The organism is Mesorhizobium robiniae (assembly GCF_040545535.1).
Taxonomy (GTDB): domain Bacteria; phylum Pseudomonadota; class Alphaproteobacteria; order Rhizobiales; family Rhizobiaceae; genus Mesorhizobium; species Mesorhizobium robiniae.
The window spans coordinates 89,640-111,478 of sequence record NZ_JBEPMC010000009.1 but is presented as its reverse complement, the minus strand read 5'-3'; the positions used below and the strand labels follow the sequence as shown (position 1 = coordinate 111,478).

18 protein-coding genes and 1 pseudogene are annotated in these 21,839 nt (G+C 62.4%); 6 read left to right on the top strand and 13 right to left on the bottom strand.

The features are described from left to right. Nucleotides 1-194 precede the first annotated feature (194 nt). The 5 genes from ABID19_RS23725 to ABID19_RS23705 form a co-directional block, all read right to left on the bottom strand. The gene (locus tag ABID19_RS23725; protein WP_352934722.1) at nt 195-683 is read right to left on the bottom strand and encodes an NUDIX hydrolase; all 489 of its coding nucleotides are present in this window, start codon (nt 681-683) and stop codon (nt 195-197) included. Between the two features lie 215 nt (nt 684-898). Then, on the bottom strand, nt 899-1,399 hold the full coding sequence (gene gpt, locus ABID19_RS23720; RefSeq protein WP_352934719.1) for a xanthine phosphoribosyltransferase: 501 nt from the start codon (nt 1,397-1,399) through the stop codon (nt 899-901). Between the two features lie 148 nt (nt 1,400-1,547). Continuing rightward, entirely contained in the window at nt 1,548-2,381 is an 834-nt protein-coding gene (locus ABID19_RS23715; protein ID WP_354493354.1) for a universal stress protein, read from the bottom strand. A gap of 174 nt (nt 2,382-2,555) precedes the next feature. Further along, nucleotides 2,556-3,299 carry a competence/damage-inducible protein A gene (locus ABID19_RS23710; protein WP_354493353.1) on the bottom strand — a complete coding sequence of 248 codons (744 nt, stop codon included), beginning with the start codon at nt 3,297-3,299 and terminating at the stop codon, nt 2,556-2,558. A gap of 329 nt (nt 3,300-3,628) precedes the next feature. Continuing rightward, nucleotides 3,629-9,976: a kinesin gene (locus ABID19_RS23705; RefSeq protein ID WP_354493352.1), complete on the bottom strand. Its 6,348-nt coding sequence runs from the start codon at nt 9,974-9,976 to the stop codon at nt 3,629-3,631. Between the two features lie 273 nt (nt 9,977-10,249). On the opposite strand from ABID19_RS23705, the gene ABID19_RS23700 reads away from it, so the two are divergent. From ABID19_RS23700 to ABID19_RS23690, 3 genes are all read left to right on the top strand, one after another. Beyond that, nucleotides 10,250-10,618, top strand: coding sequence for an Hpt domain-containing protein (locus tag ABID19_RS23700; RefSeq protein ID WP_354493351.1), 369 nt, complete (start codon nt 10,250-10,252; stop codon nt 10,616-10,618). 100 nt (nt 10,619-10,718) lie between these two features. Further along, nucleotides 10,719-11,039, top strand: a complete 321-nt coding sequence (locus ABID19_RS23695; RefSeq protein WP_006334837.1) for a 2Fe-2S iron-sulfur cluster-binding protein — start codon at nt 10,719-10,721, stop codon at nt 11,037-11,039. Between the two features lie 207 nt (nt 11,040-11,246). Continuing rightward, on the top strand, nt 11,247-12,275 hold the full coding sequence (locus ABID19_RS23690) for an NAD(P)/FAD-dependent oxidoreductase (RefSeq protein ID WP_354493350.1): 1,029 nt from the start codon (nt 11,247-11,249) through the stop codon (nt 12,273-12,275). A 78-nt stretch (nt 12,276-12,353) separates the two neighbouring features. Here the strand turns inward: ABID19_RS23690 and ABID19_RS23685 are convergent. The 3 genes and pseudogenes from ABID19_RS23685 to ABID19_RS23675 all read right to left on the bottom strand — a co-directional run bounded on the left by ABID19_RS23685 (nt 12,354) and on the right by ABID19_RS23675 (nt 13,965). Then, nucleotides 12,354-12,727 (bottom strand): annotated as a pseudogene (locus ABID19_RS23685) (PIN domain-containing protein). Continuing rightward, nucleotides 12,727-12,945 carry an AbrB/MazE/SpoVT family DNA-binding domain-containing protein gene (locus tag ABID19_RS23680; RefSeq protein ID WP_354493349.1) on the bottom strand — a complete coding sequence of 73 codons (219 nt, stop codon included), beginning with the start codon at nt 12,943-12,945 and terminating at the stop codon, nt 12,727-12,729. Before ABID19_RS23680 ends, ABID19_RS23685 begins: the two are co-directional and overlap by 1 nt. Nucleotides 12,946-13,347: 402 nt before the next feature. Beyond that, nucleotides 13,348-13,965 (bottom strand): DUF922 domain-containing Zn-dependent protease, encoded by a 618-nt coding sequence (locus ABID19_RS23675; protein ID WP_354493348.1) that lies wholly within the window; start codon nt 13,963-13,965, stop codon nt 13,348-13,350. Nucleotides 13,966-14,049: 84 nt separating this feature from the next. Between ABID19_RS23675 and folP the strand changes: the two genes are divergently transcribed. From folP to folK, 3 genes are all read left to right on the top strand, one after another. Next, nucleotides 14,050-14,892 (top strand): dihydropteroate synthase, encoded by an 843-nt coding sequence (gene folP / locus ABID19_RS23670; protein ID WP_354493347.1) that lies wholly within the window; start codon nt 14,050-14,052, stop codon nt 14,890-14,892. Between the two features lie 105 nt (nt 14,893-14,997). Next, nucleotides 14,998-15,357 carry a dihydroneopterin aldolase gene (folB, locus tag ABID19_RS23665; RefSeq protein WP_354493346.1) on the top strand — a complete coding sequence of 120 codons (360 nt, stop codon included), beginning with the start codon at nt 14,998-15,000 and terminating at the stop codon, nt 15,355-15,357. Continuing rightward, nucleotides 15,341-15,868 carry a 2-amino-4-hydroxy-6-hydroxymethyldihydropteridine diphosphokinase gene (gene folK, locus ABID19_RS23660; protein WP_354493345.1) on the top strand — a complete coding sequence of 176 codons (528 nt, stop codon included), beginning with the start codon at nt 15,341-15,343 and terminating at the stop codon, nt 15,866-15,868. Before folB ends, folK begins: the two co-directional genes overlap by 17 nt. A gap of 48 nt (nt 15,869-15,916) precedes the next feature. On the opposite strand, the gene ABID19_RS23655 is transcribed toward folK, so the two are convergent. From ABID19_RS23655 to ABID19_RS23635, 5 genes are all read right to left on the bottom strand, one after another. Further along, complete coding sequence (locus ABID19_RS23655) at nt 15,917-16,462, bottom strand: DUF924 family protein (RefSeq protein ID WP_354493344.1); 546 nt, start codon at nt 16,460-16,462, stop codon at nt 15,917-15,919. 14 nt (nt 16,463-16,476) lie between these two features. Further along, nucleotides 16,477-18,312, bottom strand: coding sequence for a monovalent cation:proton antiporter-2 (CPA2) family protein (locus ABID19_RS23650; RefSeq protein ID WP_354493343.1), 1,836 nt, complete (start codon nt 18,310-18,312; stop codon nt 16,477-16,479). 181 nt (nt 18,313-18,493) lie between these two features. Then, a complete protein-coding gene (locus tag ABID19_RS23645) occupies nt 18,494-19,048 on the bottom strand; it encodes a hypothetical protein (protein WP_354493342.1) in 555 nt (184 codons plus the stop codon). 156 nt (nt 19,049-19,204) lie between these two features. Then, nucleotides 19,205-20,290 carry a YcjF family protein gene (locus ABID19_RS23640; protein WP_354493341.1) on the bottom strand — a complete coding sequence of 362 codons (1,086 nt, stop codon included), beginning with the start codon at nt 20,288-20,290 and terminating at the stop codon, nt 19,205-19,207. After that, nucleotides 20,287-21,765, bottom strand: a complete 1,479-nt coding sequence (locus ABID19_RS23635; protein WP_354493340.1) for a YcjX family GTP-binding protein — start codon at nt 21,763-21,765, stop codon at nt 20,287-20,289. Before ABID19_RS23635 ends, ABID19_RS23640 begins: the two co-directional genes overlap by 4 nt. Nucleotides 21,766-21,839 lie beyond the last annotated feature (74 nt).

Here is a 21,839-nt window from a genome sequence, read left to right as displayed (position 1 = left end):
CTCTCAACAGGAGCGCATGGCCTATAAAAGGCGACTCGTTTTGCGCCGTCAAGGATTCGTTTGTGCCGCTTTTGTGACCCCCAACATCTTGTGTGTCACACATGTGGATAACGGGGATAGAAAGCAGCGCGGAAGGTTTCGATTTTGCTCACGCGCAGGCGACGCGGCTTTGGCTGCTGGGGCCTATGTCCAACTCAGGAGAATTGGCGCGGGTCGGCACAGAAATAGGCGATGATCTGGCAAAGGTCCGGCTCGTTGACCATGCGCACCGCCTCGGCGGGGCTGACCCATTTGCGGGTGCGCGACCGCTTTTCCTTCCACCGGTCGGCGATCTTGTCGACCTGCAGCGGAAACACCAGGACTTCGCAAGGCACTTCCTCGCCGGAAGACAATGCCTTGGCATAGAAGTAGCGACCGGCTTCGTGGTGGGAGATCGTGCCGCGCAGTCCGGCTTCCTCGCCGGCCTCGCGCGCCGCCGCCTCGCAAAGCAGTTCCTTGGCCTCAGGCCAGCCCTTGGGAAGCACCCAGCGGCCGGTATCGCGACTGGTGATCAGCATGATCTCGATGCCATGTCCGGTATCGCGCCAGGGCAATGCTGCAACCTGCAGGCGGCACGGCGCTGCACCGAAGAGCCGCTGGACCCTTTCGGCCAAATGGTTGTGCGTTGCTGGCGTCGTCAACATCGGAGAAGCTTGCCCCAGCCTCCAGAATCATCTGCCGTCTCGTGAATCTTACGGCTAATCATGGGCAATAAAAGTAAAAAACCTCATACGCACTGGTTAACCACGCCAAGAGGCGTCGATTCGGGAAATATCGTGCGCCGCTGCGTTCTTTCAAGAAGCGGTGGTCGGCAAGAAGCGGCGCCCGGCAATTCCAGGAGAAAAGCGGTTGCTGCGAATCAGCCGACGTGGTCGTCGGCGATCGGCTTTTGGTAGGTGAAGCCCATATCCCACGGAAAATAGATCCAGGTGTCCTGGCTGACTTCGGTGACGAAGGTATCGACCAGCGGCCTGCCTTTCGGCTTGGCGTAGACGGTGGCGAAATGCGCCTTGGGCATCATGGCCCGCACGATGCCCGCGGTTTTGCCGGTGTCGGTGAGATCGTCGATGATCAGCACGCCGGCGCCGTCATCGGCGAGCAGTGCAGGCGTGACCTCCTTCAGCACCTGCAACTGCCCCTGGCTGGTGTAGTCGTGGTAGGAGGCGACGCAGACCGTCTCGATGATCCGGATCCCGAGTTCACGCGAGATGATGGCAGCCGGAACCAGCCCGCCGCGCGTGATGCAGACGATCGCCTTCCATTGGCCTTTGTTGGCGCCGGCAAGCCGCCAGGCGAGCGCACGCGCGTCGCGGTGAAACTGATCCCAGGAGACGGGAAAGGCCTTTTCGGGAAGGGACATTTTTCTGCGCACTCCGCAGCGCGCGAAAACCGCGCGCAGACACTTGAGGGGATGCGCGCGGAATTAACTGGAAAGCCTAGGTGTTGGCAAGTGGCGGCGGCCAGCGATCCCTGTGGACTCGCCACCTATGGACTTGCCCCTCGCGGACCTAACGCGACAGGAAAGCTGCCACCGGCACCGTGCGCAGCACGGTGCGCGTGACCCCACCGAACAGAAGCTGGCGCAGCCAGGAATGGCTGTAGGCGCCGAGCACGAGCAGGTCGGCGCCGGTTTCGGCAACCCTGGTCTGGATCACGTCGTCGACCGAGAGGCCGCCCGATTGCAGGACCGAGACGCTGACCGCGGCGCCATGCCTGGACAGGGCAGCGGCGATTTCGGCGCCGGCCGCCTCCGGCGCCGCGTCGAGCGTATCCGGTGGGTCGATGACGACAACATCCGTCTTCTCGGCCTCGATAATGAAGGGCAGGGCGTCGAAGGCGGCGCGCGCGGCTTCCTTGCTGCCGTTCCAGGCGAGCAGCACATGCTTGAAACTGGTGACGAGCGGGCCCGAATGCGGCACGACCAGCACCGGCCGGCCGGCGTCGTAGACCAGCGTGTCGACGTCGGCGCTCGGATCGCCGCCCGACTCGCGCTGCGCGGCGATGATCAGGTCCGCCGTGCGGACGGTCGGGATACCGGTCAGCGCACTATCTCCGGAAAAGCTTTCAAGGCTGCGCCACTCGAAGGACAGGCCGGAATCCTCGACATGCCTGAGGAAAACCGCCCGCAATTTTTCAGCGCGTTCCTTGTTCATGTCGGCTGAAACCTGCAGGAATTCGGTGTCGGGAAAGCCGGTAGCCGAGGTGTAGGGGACGGGAAGCGCTTCTGCATGAATGCCGATGAGATGGCTCTCGAACTTGTCGGCAAGCGGAATGGCGCATTCGAGCACGCGCTCGGCATCCTGTTCGTTCTGCAGTATGGCGACGATGGTCTTGAATCGCATGGTAATCCCTCATTTTACGGCGATCGAAACTCGCCCGCGAGAAACGTTACAGTACCATGCTTGGTTCCGGCCTGAGGCATGTCGCTCAAAGTCCGCAGCGGTTTGGGACAGCGACATGCATGAAACAAGAACCTAAAGCCGTCGCATGGATTCCTTCAGACGACGCGCTTTAGCTCAATTGGCCGCGCTGGCGAGGCCTGCGACCATTGCCTCGACGTCGGCGCGGGCGGCGTCCAGCGCTTCCTGGCTGCGGGCACGGACGACCAGCTCAGTCCAGAATTTGCCGTCGCCATATTTCGGGTAGGACCCGATGATCGTATCCGGATGCGCCTTCTGGATGTCGCCCAGCGGTCCGCCGACAAGGCCTTCGCCAAAGGGACAGTGCACCGTGGCCGACAACATTATGGTGCCGGCCTTCAGCGTCGGCACCACATTGTCGAGCATCGCCTGGAAAATCGACGGCACGCCGGCCATCACATGGACGTTGCCGATGCGAAAACCCGGCGCGATGGACACAGGATTGTCGATATGGTCGGCGCCGCGCGGCATCCGTGCCATGCGCTTGCGCGCCTCGGTGTATTCGATGCCGCGCGCGGCGTAGCTCGCTTCCAGCATGGCATAGGCCTTGGCATCGTATTCGCAGGGCACGCCGAAGGCCCTGGCGATCGAATCCGCGGTAATGTCGTCATGCGTCGGACCGATGCCGCCGGTCGTGAAGACATAGGTGTAGCGGGCACGCACGGCATTCACCGCAGCGACGATCTCGTCTTCCTCGTCGGGAACGATGCGCACCTCCTTCAGGTCGATGCCGATCGCCGTCATGATGTCGGCGAGGTGGCCGATATTCTTGTCCTTGGTGCGGCCGGACAGAATCTCGTCGCCGATGACGAGCATGGCGGCGGTAACGATTTCAGGCATGGGAGACTCCGGCAAAGGTCACCTGAAGCAGACAGGGGTCGCGCCTGAGGCAGACAGGGTCGCCTGAGGCAGACAGGGGTCGCCTGAGATAGCGCGGCAGATGGCCGGCGGCAATGCGGTATTGATGGCGCTGCCGCAGCAGAGCAATCGCTTGAGGTTTGCGCTGCCCGTCATTGCCCTGCCGGGTGTTGCTATACGAGAGAAGGTCCCGGTACGCGGAGGCCGGCAAGGCGGCGCGGCCGACGACATGCGGTGAACATCACGTCACAAGTTTGCTGCCCGGGGCAAACAAGAGACGGGCCGAGGCCCGCCTCTTGTTTGGCGCCCGATCAATGCAGGCGGCCGCTGGCGTGGGCAAGCATCGTGTAGACCTTACCGGTGTCCGATGTCAGGTAAGTCTGCGCCATCATGTTGTCGCGGTCGTTGCGCGACACATCCTTGAGCAGCTTTTCGAAATCGTCGCAGTAGCGGTCGACGGCGGCACGGAATTCCGCCTCCATCTGGTATTTGCGGCGGATCTCGTCGAAGGTCTGCTGGCCTTTCAGCGTGTAGAGACGCCGCGTGAACACGTCACGCTCGCCGCGCCGGTAGCGGTTCCACAACTCGATCGAGGCATCGTGATCGATGGCGCGGGCGATGTCGACGGACAGCGAGTTGAGCGACTCCACGACATGAAGCGGCGAGCGCTGGGCAGGTGCCGAGCGTGGCGCTTCCGAGGGCGCCGCGGGCTTGGCGACCTCTTCGCGCGATGCCCCGGTCAAGAGATCGCGCACCCAGCCGCCCTGCGGCGCACGGCCGGGGTCGCGCTGGCGCGGCGCCGTCTCAGCCGGGCGTTCCAGGTCGAGCGTGCCGCGCAGTGCGGTGTCACCCGATGGCGCCTGCGGGGCACGAGGGTCCGGTTGCGGGGCGGAAGGACGGCGCTGCGGTTCAGCGGCGCGCGCGGCAGGCGCTTGCGGTGCCGGACGCAGATTGCGCGGTTCCGCGGAGTCAGTGCTGCGGCCCGATTTGGCAACGATTTCAGATAGTTCTTTCAGCGCGTTGATCTGCTCGGAAACGGCGCGGCGGATGGCCGTGGTCGATTCCTTTGCCTCCTCGGGCATCTCGATGACGCCCTTCTTGAGCTCGGCGCGGGTGAGGTCGAGCTCGCTTTTGATCGAGCCGGCGGTGCGTCGCATCTCCTCGGTCGCGTCGGCGAAGCGCTTCGTTGCCGAATCGACGACGTCGGAGATGGCGGTACGGATCTTGTCCGCAGATTCCAGCGTCTTGCCTTCGGCATTCTGCAACGTCTGGCCGACCAGAGTCTCGAACGAGCGCATGACCTTTTCGAGATCTTCCGATTTCTTGACCAGGCCGACGGCGAGGTCTTCAAGCGACGACTGCCTTTCCAGCGTGTGTTCGAGGTTGCTCTGGGCCGAACTCAACAGGTCCGAAGCACTGGACAGCAATCGGCTGTGCTCGTCGAACTTGGTGGCGATCGAGGCGACCTCGCGCAAGGTGGCAGACGACAATTCGGTAAGCCGTGTCGTATTCGAATCGACCAGGCGCGCCGAACTGGCGAAGGTCTGTGCGGCTTTTTCGGTGGTTGCCGCGAAGCTCTGCGTGCTGCCGCTCAGGCGTTCATCGACCTGGCCCAGATTGGCCGCCGCCTGCTCGATCAGCTGACCGAGCTGCGCGCTGGAGTTGCTCATGCGGCCGATAAGATCAGCGACACTGTCGGCAAGCGTCGAGCGCGCTCCTTCGACGGCCGACAATGTTTCGGCCGTGCGGCTGGCGAGCGCGTCGACCAAGGCGGCGTTTTCGCTGCGCAGTTTCTCGGTGGCGCGCTCGGTCACCTCTTCCATGCTCTTTTGCAGTTCCGAGCCACCCTGGGCGAAGCGCTCGACCAAAGGCCGTGCCGTTTCGTCGAGGATCTTCGAGATTTCCGCCGAACGCGCCGCAAGCATGGTGTTGAGCTCGCGGGTGTTGGTGCCGATCGTCTTCGCCGCATCGTTGGTGCTCTGGCCGATATGCTGGCCGACCGCAGTGAAGGTTTCCGCGATCGAATTGGCGCGCGAAATGAGTTGCGCCTCGGCGGTCGAAACCTGCTCGTTGAGCTTTTGGCCCAACGTCTCGGTGGTGTAGGCGAGACGGTTCTCGACGTTGGCAACCTGCTCTTCGACGCGAGCCGCCGCAGCCGCGGCGCTGGACGCCAGGCGCTCGTCGGCGCCGGCCAGCGCCTGCTCGATTTCGCGGGCATGGACGGCAAGTTCCTGACCGGTTTGCCTCGCACGTTCGGCAACCCGCTGCTCGGTGCTGGCAAATGCCCCCACGATGTTCTCGGTATGCTCTCCGATCGTCGACGAACTGTCGGCGATGCGGGACACCAGACGGTGATCCGCCTCGTCGAAGATACGGCCGATCTCGGATGCGCGGGCCGACAGCGCTTCCGAACCTTCGGCAATGCGCGACATCAGCTGCTGATCGGCGGCATCGAAAATGCGGCCAAGGTCTGACGCCCGCGCCGCGAGCGCTTCGGCCGATTCGCCGATGCGCACGCCGAGCCGTTCGTCGGCGCCTTCGAAATTGCGCAGGATATCGCCGGCGCGTGCGGCCAGCGACTGCGCCGTTTCGACTGCGCGGGCAACCAGCTTCTGGTCCGCCGCATCGAATGTGCCGGCGATCTCGCTGGCACGGACTGCCAGCTGGTCGGCTGTTTCCTGGGCGCGCGCCAGCAACGAGTTCGACGTATCGTCGACACGGGCGATGATTGCGCTCGATGTATCCTCGGCGCGGGCAATGAGCGCGCTTGACCTGTCCTCGGCACGTTCGGCGAGGCGGCGGTCCGCCTCCTCGAAGGTGCGGGCGATATCCTCCGCCCTGGCGAGCAGGGCGGCCGAAGTCTGCTCGGCACGCTCGGCGATCTTGCGATCGGCGTCGCTGAACGCCGCGCCTGCCTGTTCATGCAGCGCGCTGGTGACTTCCATCACCTTTTCACGCAGCGCTCCCGCAACGAAGACGGCGCTCTTTTCGAGCACGCTGCGGACGTTGTCGACACCGGTCGACAGCGCGCGCTCCATGGTTCCGGCGCGCTCCTCGATGATGCCGGTCTGGCGGCTGAACGCCTGCTCGATCTTTTCGACATCGGCGGCAATGGCATCGGAGATGTCGCTGCTTCTGGCGGCGATCTGGTCGATATGACCGGACAAGGAACGGTCGACTTCCTTGCGTGTGTCGGCGAGTTTGGAGAGATCGTCCTCCAGCGCACGGGTCAGCGCGTCACGGCCTTCGGCCAGCTTGCCGACATGCCCGGCGATGATCTCGTCTACGTCGCTGCGGCTCACTGCGATTTTCTGCAAATCTGCTTCCAGCGCGCGTCTGAGGATGTCGCGCCCTTCGGCCAGTTTCTCGACTTGGCCGGCAACCAGCCCGTCGATGCTCGACCGGCTCTCTGCCAGTTTGGCGAGATCGTCTTCGAGCGCCTTCGACAGAGTCGAGCGATCCTGGATGAGCTTCTCGGCGTGGCTGTTTACAAGGCCGTTGACGCTGCCGAGATCAGCCTCCAGCGCCCGAGCAAACTGTGCCCGGTTGTCGGTCAGCTGCTGCGACTGGTCGGCGACGACGCCCTTGATAGTGTTGAGGTCTGCTTCCAGCGCACGTCTGAGGATATCGCGGCCTTCGGCCAGCTTCTCGACCTGGCCGGCAACCAGCCCGTCGATGCTCGACCGGCTTTCCGCCAGCTTGGCGAGATCGTCTTCGAGCGCCTTCGACAATGTCGAGCGCTCCTGGACGAGTTTTTCGGCGTGGCTGTTGACAAGATTGCTGACGGTGCCGAGATCGGCCTCGATCGCACGGGCAAACTCTGCGCGGCTGTCGGTCAACTGCTGGGACTGGTCGGCGACGACGCCCTTGATAGTGTTGAGGTCCGCTTCCAGTGCGCGCCTGAGGATGTCGCGCCCCTCTGCCAGCTTCTCGACTTGGCCGGTCACCAGCCCATCGATGCTGGAGCGGCTTTCCGCCAGCTTGGCAAGATCGTCTTCGAGCGCCTTCGACAGGGTCGAACGATCCTGAGCAAGTCTGTTCATATGGTCGGAGATGAGGCTGTTTACGCTCTGCAAATCGGCTTCCAATGCCTGTGAGAGCTGACCACGGTCCTCCGCCAGCCTTTCCGACTGGCTCGATATGACGTCCTTGATCGTGTTGAGATCGGATTCCAGCGCGCGCTTGAGGATGTCGCGGCCTTCGGCCAGCTTCTCGACCTGGCCGGCGACCAGTCCGTCGATACTCGACCGGCTTTCAGCCAATTTGGAAAGGTCAGCCTCGAGCGTCTGCGAAAGCAGGCTGCGATCGTCGGCGAGTCTGCCCGAATGGTCCTCGATTAGCCCTCGGATGCCGGAAAGGTCAGTTTCAAGTGAGCGCGAAAGCTGCGTGCGATCTTCCGCCAGCTTGGCGGAATGGCTCTCGATGAGGCCCTTGATGCCGATAACGTCGGCCTCCAGCGCCTTGGCGAGTATGGCGCGACCTTCGGCGATCTTCTCGACCTGACCGGCGACCAGCCCGTCGATGCTGGCGCGGCTGTCGGCCAGCTTGCCGAGATCGGCTTCGAGAGCGCGTGAAAGAATGCTGCGGCCTTCGGCGAGCTTTCCAACATGGCCGGCAACCATTTCGTCAATGATCGTACGGGCTTGCACAAGTTTTCCGGAGTCTTCGTTCAAAGCCTGTGAGAGCCTGTTGCGACCCTCTTCGAGCCTTTCGAGATGGCTGCCGAGCGAAGCATCGATAGTGGCACGCGACTCGTTGACCTTGCGCAAATCCTCTTCGAGAGCGCGCGAGATCAGGTTGCGGCCTTCGGCAAGCTTCTGCACCTGGTCGGTGACCGCTGCGTCGATGCCGGCGCGGCTTTCGGCGAATTTCGCCAGATCGGCTTCCATTGCCGCCGCCATGCGTTCGCGGCTTTCGGAAAGCTTGCGGCTGTGGTTCTCGACGGCTTCCTCGATGCCGACGCGGGCATCGGCAAGCCGCTGGATGTCGGCGTCGAAGGAGCGCGACACCACATGACGGGCCGCTTCCATGCGCCCGGCGAAGTCGCCGGCGCGCGCTTCAAGCATAGACGAGGTCGACGAAACGATGTCGGCCATGTCGGCGCCGATCTGGGTTTTGCCCTGATCGATCATCGCCGATAGCGTCTCTTTGCTTTCCTGGAAGGTATGGGCGATTTCACGCGCGCGTTCGACCAAGGTCTCGTTGATCTGGCGTGCGCGGGCCTCGAGCGCGGCGTTGAGCTTCTGTGTGCCGGTGTCCAGCGCTTCGGCGCGAGTTTGGAATTCGCTAATCAGCGCCTGGCCGCGTTCGGCCAGGGTCCGCTCGATGCCGTCAAGGCTAGCTTCGAATTCGGAGTTGAGCGTGCGCGCGGCGCCGCCAAGCAGCGAAACCATGCCGGAGGTCCGATCGTCGAGCAGATCGGTCAACGACCGGGTGAGGCCGTCGGTCGTGTCCGTCAGCTTGGCAATGCGTGTATCGAGGAGACTGGCGAAGGCTTCGCCGGAAGTCGACAGCCGGTCCGTAATCGATTCGAGACGGCCTTCCACCGAATCGAAGATCGACATCGAACTTTGGTTGATCCTGTCGATCAGCGTGTCGCCTGAGTTGGTGATGGTCATCGACAGGTTGGTCGAGGCGTTGAGGATGCTGTCGCGGATGATGTCGCTGGCAGCCCCGATTTCGTCCTTCAGCGTCTCATGTGCGCCGGTGATCGAGGCGCGCACGCGTTCGGCGTGGGTGACCACCGCTTCGCGCTCGCTGCCCAGCCCGTCGACAAGCGAGCGGATGCGGGATTCATTCTCCGAGTAGGAGCGCTCGATCTGGTTGACTTCGCTGTGCACCAGGGTTTCGAGCTCGACGGCACGCGCAAGCGTACGCTCGATGCCTTCGCCCATGGCTGCGACCTCGCGGCGAACCGCCTGCCCGATCATCATGACGCGATCCTGGGCGATATTTTCCGGCTCGGTGAGGCGGAAGGCCACTTCCGTCATCGACTGAGCGGCGATGCGCATTTCCTGCGCGCGGCGAATCATGGCTGCAAACGCCCAGAACAGGAGGAGGGGCAGAATTGCAGCGGCCGCCAGGCCGATCAGTTCGGGACGGGCGAAAAACTGGTCGGGCGTGCGGATCTGCCAGATGCTTGGTCCAAACAGCATATTGGCCAATGCACCGGCACCGGCGATCCAGACGAGCGAAACGAGCGCCACGACCCAATAGATCGTGTTGGAAGCACGCCGATTGAGGGTGTGCAGCAGCGTTTTGTAATCTTTTTGACGGGGATCATTGGCTGGCGTGAAACCAGCCGGCTGCTGGCCATTGCGCGTTTCCACAGGGCGCAGTTCAGCCGGCTTGGCCTTTGCAGCGGGCTTTGCCTGGTCCTGGGCTTGGTCCTGGTTGGCGACGGGCTCCGCCTTCTGGCTCTGGTCCGCGACAGGCTCGGCGTTCGGGCTTTGACTGACGACAGGCTCGGCATTCTGGTTGCGGCCTTCGCGTGCCAGCTCGTCGGCAGCCTGCGATATCTGGGCTTCCAGATCTTCCATCGACGCCGCGATATCGAGATCGCCGCCGACGTCCCCGCTCAGGTCGATTTCAAGTGCTTTTTCGAGTTCCCTGGCTACGTCGCTGTCGAGCGTTCTTGCCGTCGTTGTTTTCTTCGCCATGCCTTCGCTACCCTGTACAAGCTGCCGCGGGACTTATTGATTCTGCTTGTCGTGTCCCACGCAAGAGGCTGAAAATGGACCTGTCGTATCGTAATGACACACCCGGGTAAAGAAAACATGCATTCGGCGCGATACGTAAAACTTTAAATATAAGGTTAACAGAACCGTGATTCCGGCGCCGTTATCGGGACATTTTTCCGGGCCAATCATTAACCCGTTATCCACAGGATGCGCCTAATTTTCCCGGCGGTCGAAGAACGGAGTTGCAGATTCATGCGTGGCGAAAACGGCATTGCCTTCTCTATGCCCGGAGGCGACGTGTCGGGAACAGCCGGGTCGCGGCCGGTGGACCTGGCGCACCTCGCACGCCAGACGATGGGCGACCGCAGCCTTGAACAAGAGGTGCTGGCGCTGTTCGTGCAGCAGGCGCTTTCCGTTCGCGATAAGATCGTCGACGCCGATGTGGGGCAAAGATTGCTTCTGGCGCATGGGCTGAAAGGCTCGGCGCGCGGTGTCGGCGCTTTCGCTATCGCAGACTGCGCCAGCGCGATCGAACATCAGCCTGAAGACACCAATACCCTCAAGCGGCTTGGCTCGCTGATCGAAGAAGTCCGCGATTTCGTCGCCGCCATCAGCCGTTAAACCCATTTCCGAGAAAAGCGGCATAGAACGCCGCTTTCGCGCGGCAGTTGACTTGTCTGCCGGAGTGATTATCTCGGCTGGGACTTCCTTCAGGTGACAAATGACCAAGCTGACCTTCATCGCCCATGACGGCACACATTTTGACGTGGATGCCGAAAACGGCTCGACCGTCATGGAGAACGCGATCCGCAACGCCGTGCCGGGGATCGAGGCCGAATGCGGTGGCGCCTGCGCCTGTGCGACCTGCCACGTCTATGTCGACGAGGCATGGACGGCGGAGGTCGGCGAGCCGGAAGCAATGGAAGAGGACATGCTGGACTTCGCCTACGACGTCCAGCCGAACTCACGGCTCTCCTGTCAGATCAAGGTGCGCGACGCTCTCGACGGCCTGGTTGTGCGCGTGCCCGCCCGCCAAGGCTGAAGAGTGAAGGCTGAAGCGCGGGTATATGGCCGATTTTTTCGGCCCCCGCTTGGCAGCGGGCCAATGGTCATGCAGTGTCGCGCCGTTCTCTACAGCGTTGCGCGCCTCTTGGACACGCAAAGTACGGCTGTAGCACCGTGATCTGGCGCATGGTCCCAACGGAAATCGATTCTGATTTTCGGGGTCATGCGCATCAAAGGCGCATTCATGACCGATATCACCAGAACGGACGTATTGATTGTCGGGGCAGGGCCTGTCGGCCTGTTCGCCGTGTTCGAACTCGGCCTCTTCGACATGAAGTGCCATCTGATCGACATACTCGACCGGCCCGGCGGGCAATGCGCCGAACTCTATCCGGAAAAGCCGATCTACGATATTCCCGGCTGGCCATCGATCTCGGCGCAGGGGCTGATCGACAAGCTGCTTGAGCAGATCGCGCCGTTCAAACCCGACTTCACCTTCAACCGCATGGTCTCGAGCCTCGAAAAGCTCGAGGACGGTAGCTTTCGCGTCGTCACCGACGAGAACGAGGTGTTCGAGGCCAAGGTTGTGGTTATCGCCGCCGGCGGCGGTTCGTTCCAGCCGAAGCGGCCGCCGATTCCCGGCATCGAGCTTTATGAAGGCAAGAGCGTCTTCTACTCGGTTCGCCGAATGGAGGAATTTCGCGGCCACGACCTTGTCATCGTCGGTGGCGGCGATTCGGCGCTCGACTGGACGCTGAACCTGCAGCCGGTGGCCAAGAGCGTGACACTGGTCCACCGACGGCCGGAGTTCCGCGCGGCACCCGACAGCGTCAACAAGATGTACGCCATGCAGGAGATGAAGGAACTGGATTTCCAGGTCGGGCAGGTGACCGGACTGACCGGCAAGGACGGCCAGCTTTCCTCCGCGACCATCAAGGGACCGGACGGTGACACCGAGGTGCCGTGCACGCGGATGCTGCCGTTCTTCGGCCTGACCATGAAGCTCGGGCCGATCGCCGAGTGGGGGCTCAATCTTCATGAGAACATGATCCCGGTCGACACCGAGAAATTCCAGACGTCGGTACCGGGCATCTTCGCCGTCGGCGACATCAACTGGTACCCCGGCAAGCTGAAGCTGATCCTGTCCGGCTTCCATGAGGTCGCGCTGATGGCGCAGGCAGCCAAGCGCATCGTCAGCCCCGGCGAGCGCATCGTATTCCAGTATACGACGTCGTCGACCAGCCTGCAGAAGAAGCTCGGCGTCGCCGGCTAGCGGTGAAGGCCTGACGCTTGGTACCCGAGTCGTGAGCTGTCGGAGCCGACATCACCCCGCGGCCCAACGATGTCAACGCTAGATCTTTTCGATGAGGGTGACGACTGGCAGGCTCTCGAAATGCTTGTCACAAGTCAGGAGCGTCGCGTCATGCGCCCGAGCGGTCGCGAAAATGATCGCATCTGCGATCGTCAATTTGTGCTTCCGGCAGGCTTCGGCGACCGCGAGGGCGATTTCCCTGTCGAGCGGACCACCGTACAAACCTGCGTAAAGGCGATGGTCTGATCGGCTTTGTCTTCGCCTGCTTCGCGAGTGAGCCATTTTGCGAGTTCCAACTGCACCATGGTCGGAATGAGCCAGTCGGCTCGCTCGGGCAGATGCTCGGCCACTTGCTCTCCAGTTGGAGAGCCTATCAGCCATTCGATCCACGCCGAGGTATCGACGAGCACCATCAGAAACGGTCCGACCGGTCGCGATATTCCGTCGCCGCAGCGTCCTTCGCCAGCCCCTTCAGCGCTTCCCGCTTCGGCACAGGGACGAGTAGCACGCCCGTTCCCTTCGGGATGAAGGCAAAGGTCAAACCCGCTTCCCAATGCTGGGCGGTCCGGATCGCCTTGGGGATCGATATCTGGAATTTCGAGGACAGGGTTGCAGTCTCCGGCATTGTCATACCCTCACTTAATCGATGCGCCAAACGTAAGACGCAATAAGGGCCAGTGCGAGGAGCTTACGGCAGCCTTCTGGCCTCGGTACATTATTGAGACATCACGGATATACGGTAGCCCGGCTTGGGGATGTCAAATGCGGACGTGGGGCACGCAGGAGAAAGTGAGACGGCGCACTCCAGACAATTCCGCGCACGATAGGTCTCAGTAGGGTTGCTTCTTGCCATCCACCGGTCAGTGTCAGACTTTCACCACCAGCAGCGGGGCTTCGAATCCCGCGAGGCGGGACCGCCGGACTACCGACCGGCATGCGTTTAGTCTAACAGCGGCGTGGCAGTAGCAGGCGATCCCCGACGTGTCGAGGCGAAGGTCCTGCCAGTGCCTAAATCGTTACCGTCTGGCGCAGGCTAGCCCGGCAGCCGGCCGTTTTCGATGCGCTCCATGCGATAACGCAGCAGCCTGAGGATGCGGCTTTCGAAATTGATGGTCTCGACGCGATCGAATTGCACCTGGGCCCGATCGTGCTTGGCAAGAATTGCAGCGGCTATCTCCGCAGCCTTGGTCTTGGCCTCCTGGCAATTCTTCCGCGGGTAGGTCGCTTTCAGCGCATCCTCGAGTTCGCGGGCATGGTTCTTGGCGATCTCGACATGGCGGTCCTCGTGGCGCTTGATGTCGGCGGACAACGTGTCCCAGAACAGCCTTACGCCCGCATCGGCTTTGCGCGAGCGGCGCCACTCGGGAAGGATCACCTTGACCTTGACGATGACGTTGGCGTCGGCAATCCGGCAGGAATTCGATTTTTCCGCGTAGCTGACGCGGGTGGTGAATGCCATCTGTGTAGCGCCCGGATGCCGCATCCCGGTGCTTTTCACTTGGGGTCCGAGTTTCGTAAGCTGGGTTCCGATGTCGTCGAGCGTCCTGCCGCCGATGCTGAAGTAGCTATATGTTTTTACCAGACTCGCCGTGCCCGCCGGCAAGGCGGAAAAAGCGAGCATCAGGGCACAGAGCAGGGAGCGTTTCATCATGTTGCCTCTTTGCCCACCTTGCGTTACGGCCGTTGCCGACGCAATGGAATTGATCTTTGATGGATCACACATGGTTGATGGACAATGACGACAGGGCGATGGCAGCTGGCGCATGGGGCCCGTCTCGACCTTTGCGGCAAGGCTGTGATCGTCGGCATTCTCAACGTCACGCCGGACAGTTTTTCCGACGGGGGGCTGTTCGTTGCGCCCGAACAGGCGGTCGCCCAGGCGCGCCGGATGGTGGAAGAGGGGGCCGCCGTCATTGACGTCGGCGGGGAATCGACACGCCCCGGCGCATCTCCGGTAACCGCCGAGGAAGAGCAGGCCCGCGTGCTGCCGATCATCGAGGCGCTCACCAGATTTGGCAAGGCACTGATTTCGGTCGATACCTATCGCGAGGACACCGCCCGGCTTGCCGTCGCCGCCGGCGCTCATATCGTCAACGATGTCTGGGGCCTGCAGCGCGAACCCGGCATCGCGCGGGTCGCGGCCGAGACCGGTGCCGGGCTTATCATCATGCACACGGGGCGTGACCGGCAGAAACTGCCCGATGTGATCGACGATCAGTTTTTCTTCCTCAGGAAATCACTGGAAATCGCCCGGCGAAGCGGCATTGCCGACGACCAGATCGTGCTTGATCCGGGCTTCGGCTTTGCCAAGGAAACAGCGGAAGAAAACCTCGACCTGATGGCACGGTTTTCCGAACTCGGTGCGTTGGGTTTTCCGCTGATGGCGGGCACTTCGCGAAAGCGCTTCATCGGCGCCGTCACCGGCCGCGACGCCTCGGCCAGAGGCGCCGGAACGGCGGCGACGAGTGTCATCCTGAGACTCAAGGGCGCGCAGCTATTTCGCGTCCACGATGTCGCAATCAATGTGGATGCGCTGGCGCTTGCGGATGCTATGCTGGCGCGTGAAACCACCGCATAGGTTCGGAAATCGGAATCGATTTCGGCGCGATGCGTAAATTTAAAGCGTTAGAGCATGTGCGTCCAGGCGGACGCACGTCGCTCTAATCGAGCGGGACGCTGAGCGATGTATGTCATCCGCATGAAGAACTGCGCCTTCTTCGCCCGGCACGGCGTGCTGGATGAGGAGGAGACGCTCGGCCAGCGCTTCTATGTCGACGCTGCGCTCACCGTCGAACCCGGCCGCGCGCTGGTCGATGATTCCATCGAGGACACCGTCCACTATGGTGTCGCCTTCGGGGTGATCGAAAGGATCATAACCGGAGAGAGGCGTTTTCTGATAGAAGCGCTGGCGCTGGAGGTGGCCCGGGCGCTGACGGCCCGGTTTCCCCAGATCAAAAGGGCCGAGATCACAGTGCGCAAGCCGAACGCGCCGGTGCCCGGCGTGCTCGATTACGTCGAGGTGACCGTTGTTTGGCCAGAATAAAAACAACAATAATAACACTGTCTATCTCAGCCTTGGTGGCAATATCGGCGACCCGGCAAGGTCGATGGGCGCGGCGCTGCGCATGATGGACGCAGACCAGGACACGCGTGTCGTCGTCGTCTCCTCGCTTTATCGCACGCCACCCTGGGGCAAGCTCGATCAGCCGGATTTTCTCAATGCGGCGGCCGAAATTTCGACCGCACTCGCACCACATGCATTGCTCGATCTTTGTCTCGACGTCGAACGCAGATTGAAGCGGGTGCGTGAGGAACGCTGGGGGCCACGCCTGATCGATATCGACATTCTGGTGTTCGGCGATCGGATCATTCACGAAACCGGGCTGGAAGTGCCGCATCCGCGCATGCTGGAGCGCGCCTTCGTTCTGGCGCCGCTGGCCGAGATCGCGCCTGGCCTCACCGTCGGCGGCAGAAGCGTGCCGGAGCGGCTAGCCGCTCTCGACAGCGCCGGCATCGAGCAATTGCCGTCTGGCCGGGATTGGTGGCGGGCCTGAAGCATCGGACCCAAACCGGTAACCACCTGTGGGTCCGACGCACTGAACTCAGCCGGAAAATCCGCCTCCGTCGAGGAACACCTGTTCTTCCGCCGTCGTTTCGCGGCCAAGCATTCTGTTTCGATGCGGAAAGCGGCCGAAGCGCTGAATGATCTCCAGGTGCTCAACCGCATATTTCAGATAGGATGGGGCTTTGGCGGTAAACAGCTCCATCGATTTGAGCTGGTCGCCGAGATCTTCCGAATGCTCATACGGCAAATAGAGGAAGGCGCGCAGGTCTTCGTCCAGCGCCAGATCCTGGCCGGCGGCGATGGCTTTTGCAGCGAAATGCCTTGCCAGCGGGTCGGTGGCATACATGTGGCCGGTGCCACGAAAGCAATTTCGCGGGAACTGGTCGAGCAGGATCATCAGCGCCAGCGAGCCTTCGGCATGCTCCGACCAGTCGTCACATTCACGCCGTGCGGCTGCGTAGTGCAGTTCGAGAAACCGGTTGCGGAACTCCGTGTCGAAGGCGTCATGCTTCTCGAACCATGCATCCTTCCCGGCGTCACGCCAGAATTTGGTGACTGAAATGGCTTGCGTGTCGATGTCCATGAGCGATTCCTCGGTCAGTCCGCAGGTTCGGATTTATGCAGCACGCCGGCGGTCTCCTCGTTGAGCGCCTGGCCGGTACGACGTGGCGGGGTGAGCGGTGTCGGAATGGGCGTGCCGATATTGCCCTTCAGGAAGCGTTGTCCGGCCCGAATGCCTTCGGCAAGCTGCGTTTCGATGCGGGCAGTATCGCGTCGTCGGACATCCTCGATCACTTCGGCGACCTCTTCCGGGTCGACACCCAGGGCTTCGAGGGTGGAACCACCGAAAACGAGGGCTGATTCGAAGGTTTCCCGGAGCTGGAAGTCGACACCTACACGAATCAATTGCAGCGCCGTGCCCCGGTCGAAGGCTCTTGCCAGCACCGTGAGTAAGGGGAACTCCGCCTTGATGAGTTCGGCAATGCGGATGGCGACATCTGCCTTGTCGACGCATATGAGCACGGCGCGTGCACGGCCGGCGCCCGCGGCATGGAGGATATCCAGCCGCGTGCCGTCGCCATAGTAGACCTTGAAGCCGAAATCGGCGGCCGCCTGGATCATTTCGACGTCATTGTCGATGATCGACACGTCGATCCCGCGCAACAGCAGCGGCTGGCTGGCGATCTGGCCGAAGCGTCCAAAGCCGATGATCAGCACGCTGCCGGTAAGGCCATCGGCAATGTCGACGCCTTCAAGCGATTGCTCGTCGCGCGGTGTCAAGTACCGCAACGCCACTATGGCCAGGGGCGTCAGCGCCATGGAGATGATGACGATCGCCGTCAGGGTCGCATTGGCCTGGCTGTCGATGATGCCGACCGCTGCTGCGGCGGAATAGAGAACGAAGGCAAATTCGCCGCCTTGCGCCATGAACACGGCACGCTCGAGCGCTTCGCGGTGACCGGTCTTGAGGATGCGGGCGACGAGATAGATGCCGATCGCCTTAATCGCCATGTAGGCGACGACGTAGACGGCGACAAGCTGCCAGTTCTCGACGACCACATGCAGGTCTAGCGACATGCCGACCGCTAGGAAGAACAGCCCGAGCAGGACACCGCGGAATGGTTCGACATCGGCCTCCAGCTGATGGCGGAAGGTGGATTCCGACAACAGCACGCCGGCCAGGAAAGCGCCCATCGCCATCGAGAGGCCGCTGAGCTGCATGACAAGCGCTGATCCTAGAACGACCAGAAGAGCGGCCGCCGTCATCACCTCGCGGGCGCGGGCATCGGCCAGGATGCGGAAGAACGGATTGAGCAGGAAACGCCCGGCCAGCACCAGTCCGAGGATGGCAGCAAGGCCGATGCCCACCTCGGTCAGCCGCTGCGTCAGGCTCATATCGGCGCCGCCCGGTGCCAGGAAAGCAATCAGCGCCAGCAGCGGCACGATCGCCAGATCCTCGAGCAGCAGGATAGAGACGATGCGCTGGCCTTTGGGCGCTGCAATCTCTCCGCGTTCTTCCAGAAGCTGCATGACGATCGCCGTCGAGGTCAGCACGAAGCCGGCGCCGGCGACAAAGGACTGCGCGATCGGAAAACCGCCTGCCAGTCCGACGCAGGTGAGCAACAGCGCGCACACGCCGACCTGCAATGCCCCAAGGCCAAAGATCTCTCGCCTGAGGCCCCATAGCCGTGACGGCTGCATCTCCAGCCCGATGATGAACAGGAACATGACGACGCCGAGTTCGGCGACGTGAAGAATGGCTTCCGATTCGGAAAAGATACGAAGTCCGAACGGCCCGATCACCACGCCGGCCGCCAGATAGCCTAGGATGGAGCCAAGCCCCATGCGCTTGAAAATCGGCACGGCGACAACACCTGCGGCCAGCAGCGCCACCACGTGGATAAGATCGCTGCCCGCTGCCTCTGCCGCCATGCCTGCCATTCCGTTCTCTAGAGGACCGCTGCATGTGCTGCGGCATCGAGCGGCCAAGATAGGGGCTTCGGCGGAGAACGAACAGTCCGAATCCGGAAACTGGTGCGGCAGTGTTGCAGGCGCGCTCCACAGCTTTTACGCACCCGGCACGCGCGTCCTATCGAACGCGCAAAATAATCACTCAGTTCGGCGCGATGGAGCCGACCTCGAGCGCATCGACCCGCTTCAGCTTCATGCCGATGACCGGCACCAATTGCTGGTCGACACGCACCGCAACCGTGACCGTCATAGAATTGTCGTTGGGGACGAGGGCTTGCATGACGCCGCGCAACTGGTTGCGGTTGATGGTGAAGACGACCTTGTTGGCGCTGACCACATTGCCGCCGACGATGTCGAGGCCGGAACCGGCGGCGCCGCCCATGAAACTGCCCTTATAGCCTTCGCGGCCCTTGCGCTGGATAGTCGCCGACATCTGCTGGGTGAACATGCCGACCCGGCAACCGCCGTCGAGCGACATGCCAATCTTGCCGTCGGGTGTCGAGCCGGTGAAGCTGCAGGTGAATTTCGTCCCCTTGTACTTGCCGGCGACGATTTCTCCGGGACCGACCCATTTGCCTTCCACTGATTGAAAGAACTGCTTGTCCGGTTCTGCTGCAAAGGTCTTTTCGACCAGGCCAGCAGTTGTTGAAACGATGACCGCCAGGGCCAGGACGTTGGACAAGATCACGCTTTTCATCGACGACACCCGGCAACAAAGAGACTGTTTTGGAACCCGTCCGACCATGAACAAGATTGGTTAATGCTTCGTCACCGCTGGTGCATGACCCGGAACCGAAGGACTGCGTCAGTGCTTACAGCATCCTTTGCGCGCCACTGAAGCTGGAGGCGGCTGTCACGCGTCGGAAGCGGATGTTTCCTTCTGCTTTTTGGTTGCGAACGACGTCAGAGCGGACAGAAAATCGCCCATGCCGGGCCGTTTCGTGGCGCTGAAGGGCAGGGGCCTCGCGGTTTCCATCGCCGCAATGCCTATACGCGCCGTCATCATCCCGTTGACGACGCCTTCGCCAAGCTTTGCCGAGAGTCGGGCAGCGAGGCCGTGGCCGACGATCTGCTGAACGAAACTATCGCCCACGGCAATCGAGCCGGTCACTGCCAGATGGGCGAGAACGCTGCGGGCCAGCCGGAAGAATCCCAGCGTGCCCGGCCGACCGCCATAAAGTTCCGACAGTCGGCGAATCAGCCGGCCGGCTTCGAACACGACATAGGCGACGTCGACCAGGGCGCGAGGGCTGACCGCCGTCACCAGCGACACACGCTTTGCCGCTTCGAGGATCATCACCTTGGCGCGCGCATCGAGGGGGCCGAGGATTTCGGTCTCGGCCAGGCGCACCAGATTGCCGCCGTCGATGATCTCGTCGCGCAATTCGGCCAGCGCGCGTCGCCCGGCTGCGGTTTCTGGCTTGGCCGCGACAAACGCCGAGAGCTCGTCGACCACGGCGCGGGCGGTCTTCGGGTCGTCGCGGGCGACGGCATCGAGCGCCCGCTTCTGCAGCTTTTCGACCTCGGCAAGGCGGGCGATCGCCAGGAATTCACGGACAAGGATGACCAAAAGCGCCAGCACCGCGATCACGGCCATCCCGGCAGCCAGCCAGCCCAGCCATTCGGCGCGTGCAAACAGATCGCGAATCAGCTGGTCGGTCCAAAGCCCGAGGGCCAGCGAAACCAGAACACTCAATGCGCCGAAGAACAGGCTGCCAAGCAGCGAACGCTTCGGCGCGGTCGCCGGCGGCGGTTCGGCGGCGACGATGTCGGGCTCGTCGAAGACATCGATCTCGGCCGGCACGACGACTGCGCCATCCGTCTTCACCGCGCGCGGCTTTCGCGCTGACGGGGCGTCGGGCTGGCGGAAGGCCGCCTGTTCCTTTGGCGGGGTTTCCGGCTCGATGCGAAATGCCGCCGGCTTGCGGGGCGCTATCATGCCAGATGATCTCCGATCAGGAACTGCAGGGCGCGGTCAAGCCTGATATGCGGCAGCGACAGCGTGATGCCCTCAGCAGTGCGTTCGAGTTTTGGCGGGCGAAAGCGCACGAAACGGATCGCCGGGTCGTCATTATTCTGCCGATGGTCTGGTCCAGGGTCACCGAACACCGCATCAATTTTCTCCGGTAAATCACCGGGAAATATGGCCGTTTCGGTGTTTCCGTCAAATGTTTCGCCGTTGATTCTCTCGCCTTTCAACGGTGTGCCGATGATGACCGGCAGCGTTTCGCGGCCTTGCTTGACCGTGCCTTCGCGGGTCGCGCGCACGGCCGCCAGGGCAACCACGTCGACATCGGCACCGGTGAAATTCGCTCGCGCCACGGCACGGTCGGCAAGCCGCCGCACGATCGCCTGCAGCCGGTCGTGGCTTTCGTGGTGCAGATGGTCCGCCTTTGTCGCCGCCACCAATATGCGGTCGATGCGCCTCGAAAAAAAGTCTGTCAGGAAATTGCCGTGGCCGGGGCGGAAACAGGCGAGGATTTCGGTCACCGCACGTTCGAGATCGGCCATCGCGCCGGGGCCTGCGTTCAAGGCCTGCAGGGCGTCGATCAGCACGATCTGGCGGTCGAGGCGTGTGATGTGTTCCCGAAAGAACGGCTTGACGACATGGGTCTTGTAGGCCTCGTAGCGCCGTTCCATCATCGCCTGAAGCGACCCCGAACGCGCCCGCCGCTCGCTCAGGTCCGGCAAAGGCGCGAAGGTCAGCGCCGGCGAGCCCTCAAGATCGCCGGGCATCAGGAAGCGACCCGGCGGCAAGGTCGAAAGCGCCCGCTCATCAAGCTTGCATGCCTTGAGATAGGCGGCGAAGCTCTCGGCCAGGCGGCGCGCCGTCATCTCGTCGGCTTCTGCATTCGGGTCGACTGCGGCCGAGAGCTGGCGCCATTCCTGCGAAAGGTCGACGCGCACCGGCAGCGCCGCCATCTCGAAAGCTTCGCGCGAGAAATCGCCGTAGGACTTGCCGAGCAGCGGCAGATCGAGCAGCCATTCGCCTGGATAATCGACGATATCGACCGACAGTCTGCCTGATGAAAACATGCGGCTCCAGCCGGAGGCCGATTCATATTCGATGGTGAGCCTCAACTCGGAAATGGCACGTGTCGAATCCGGCCAGAGGCGGTCGTTGACCAGGGCTGCGATGTGATCTTCGTACTGGAACCGCGGCACGGCGTCATCCGGTTGCTCTTCGAGGAAGGCACGGGCGATGCGTCCCGATTTCTGCGCCTCGAACAGCGGCAAGCGCCCGCCATGGATCAGATTGTGGACAAGGGCCGAGATGAACACCGTCTTGCCGGCTCGGGAGAGGCCGGTAACACCCAGCCGCAGCGATGGCGAAAAAAGCCCGGTAGCGCGCCCCGACAGCGTATCCAGGGCAATCTTCGCCTCGTCGGTGAAAGTGGTCAGCGATGATGCCAAATCGGTTCTCTCGGCTTCGGTACGCTCCGATATAGACGTTGCCGCCTAGTGTGGCGAATCTGAAATTCGCAGCA

Bases quoted from the DNA above. Each gene is read 5' to 3' on its own strand.
- ABID19_RS23725 (WP_352934722.1), bottom strand. From the start codon at position 683: ATGTTGACGACGCCAGCAACGCACAACCATTTGGCCGAAAGGGTCCAG.
- gpt (WP_352934719.1), bottom strand. From the start codon at position 1,399: ATGTCCCTTCCCGAAAAGGCCTTTCCCGTCTCCTGGGATCAGTTTCAC.
- ABID19_RS23715 (WP_354493354.1), bottom strand. From the start codon at position 2,381: ATGCGATTCAAGACCATCGTCGCCATACTGCAGAACGAACAGGATGCC.
- ABID19_RS23710 (WP_354493353.1), bottom strand. From the start codon at position 3,299: ATGCCTGAAATCGTTACCGCCGCCATGCTCGTCATCGGCGACGAGATT.
- ABID19_RS23705 (WP_354493352.1), bottom strand. From the start codon at position 9,976: ATGGCGAAGAAAACAACGACGGCAAGAACGCTCGACAGCGACGTAGCC.
- ABID19_RS23700 (WP_354493351.1), top strand. From the start codon at position 10,250: ATGCGTGGCGAAAACGGCATTGCCTTCTCTATGCCCGGAGGCGACGTG.
- ABID19_RS23695 (WP_006334837.1), top strand. From the start codon at position 10,719: ATGACCAAGCTGACCTTCATCGCCCATGACGGCACACATTTTGACGTG.
- ABID19_RS23690 (WP_354493350.1), top strand. From the start codon at position 11,247: ATGACCGATATCACCAGAACGGACGTATTGATTGTCGGGGCAGGGCCT.
- ABID19_RS23680 (WP_354493349.1), bottom strand. From the start codon at position 12,945: ATGACAATGCCGGAGACTGCAACCCTGTCCTCGAAATTCCAGATATCG.
- ABID19_RS23675 (WP_354493348.1), bottom strand. From the start codon at position 13,965: ATGATGAAACGCTCCCTGCTCTGTGCCCTGATGCTCGCTTTTTCCGCC.
- folP (WP_354493347.1), top strand. From the start codon at position 14,050: ATGACGACAGGGCGATGGCAGCTGGCGCATGGGGCCCGTCTCGACCTT.
- folB (WP_354493346.1), top strand. From the start codon at position 14,998: ATGTATGTCATCCGCATGAAGAACTGCGCCTTCTTCGCCCGGCACGGC.
- ABID19_RS23655 (WP_354493344.1), bottom strand. From the start codon at position 16,462: ATGGACATCGACACGCAAGCCATTTCAGTCACCAAATTCTGGCGTGAC.
- ABID19_RS23650 (WP_354493343.1), bottom strand. From the start codon at position 18,312: ATGGCGGCAGAGGCAGCGGGCAGCGATCTTATCCACGTGGTGGCGCTG.
- ABID19_RS23645 (WP_354493342.1), bottom strand. From the start codon at position 19,048: ATGAAAAGCGTGATCTTGTCCAACGTCCTGGCCCTGGCGGTCATCGTT.
- ABID19_RS23640 (WP_354493341.1), bottom strand. From the start codon at position 20,290: ATGATAGCGCCCCGCAAGCCGGCGGCATTTCGCATCGAGCCGGAAACC.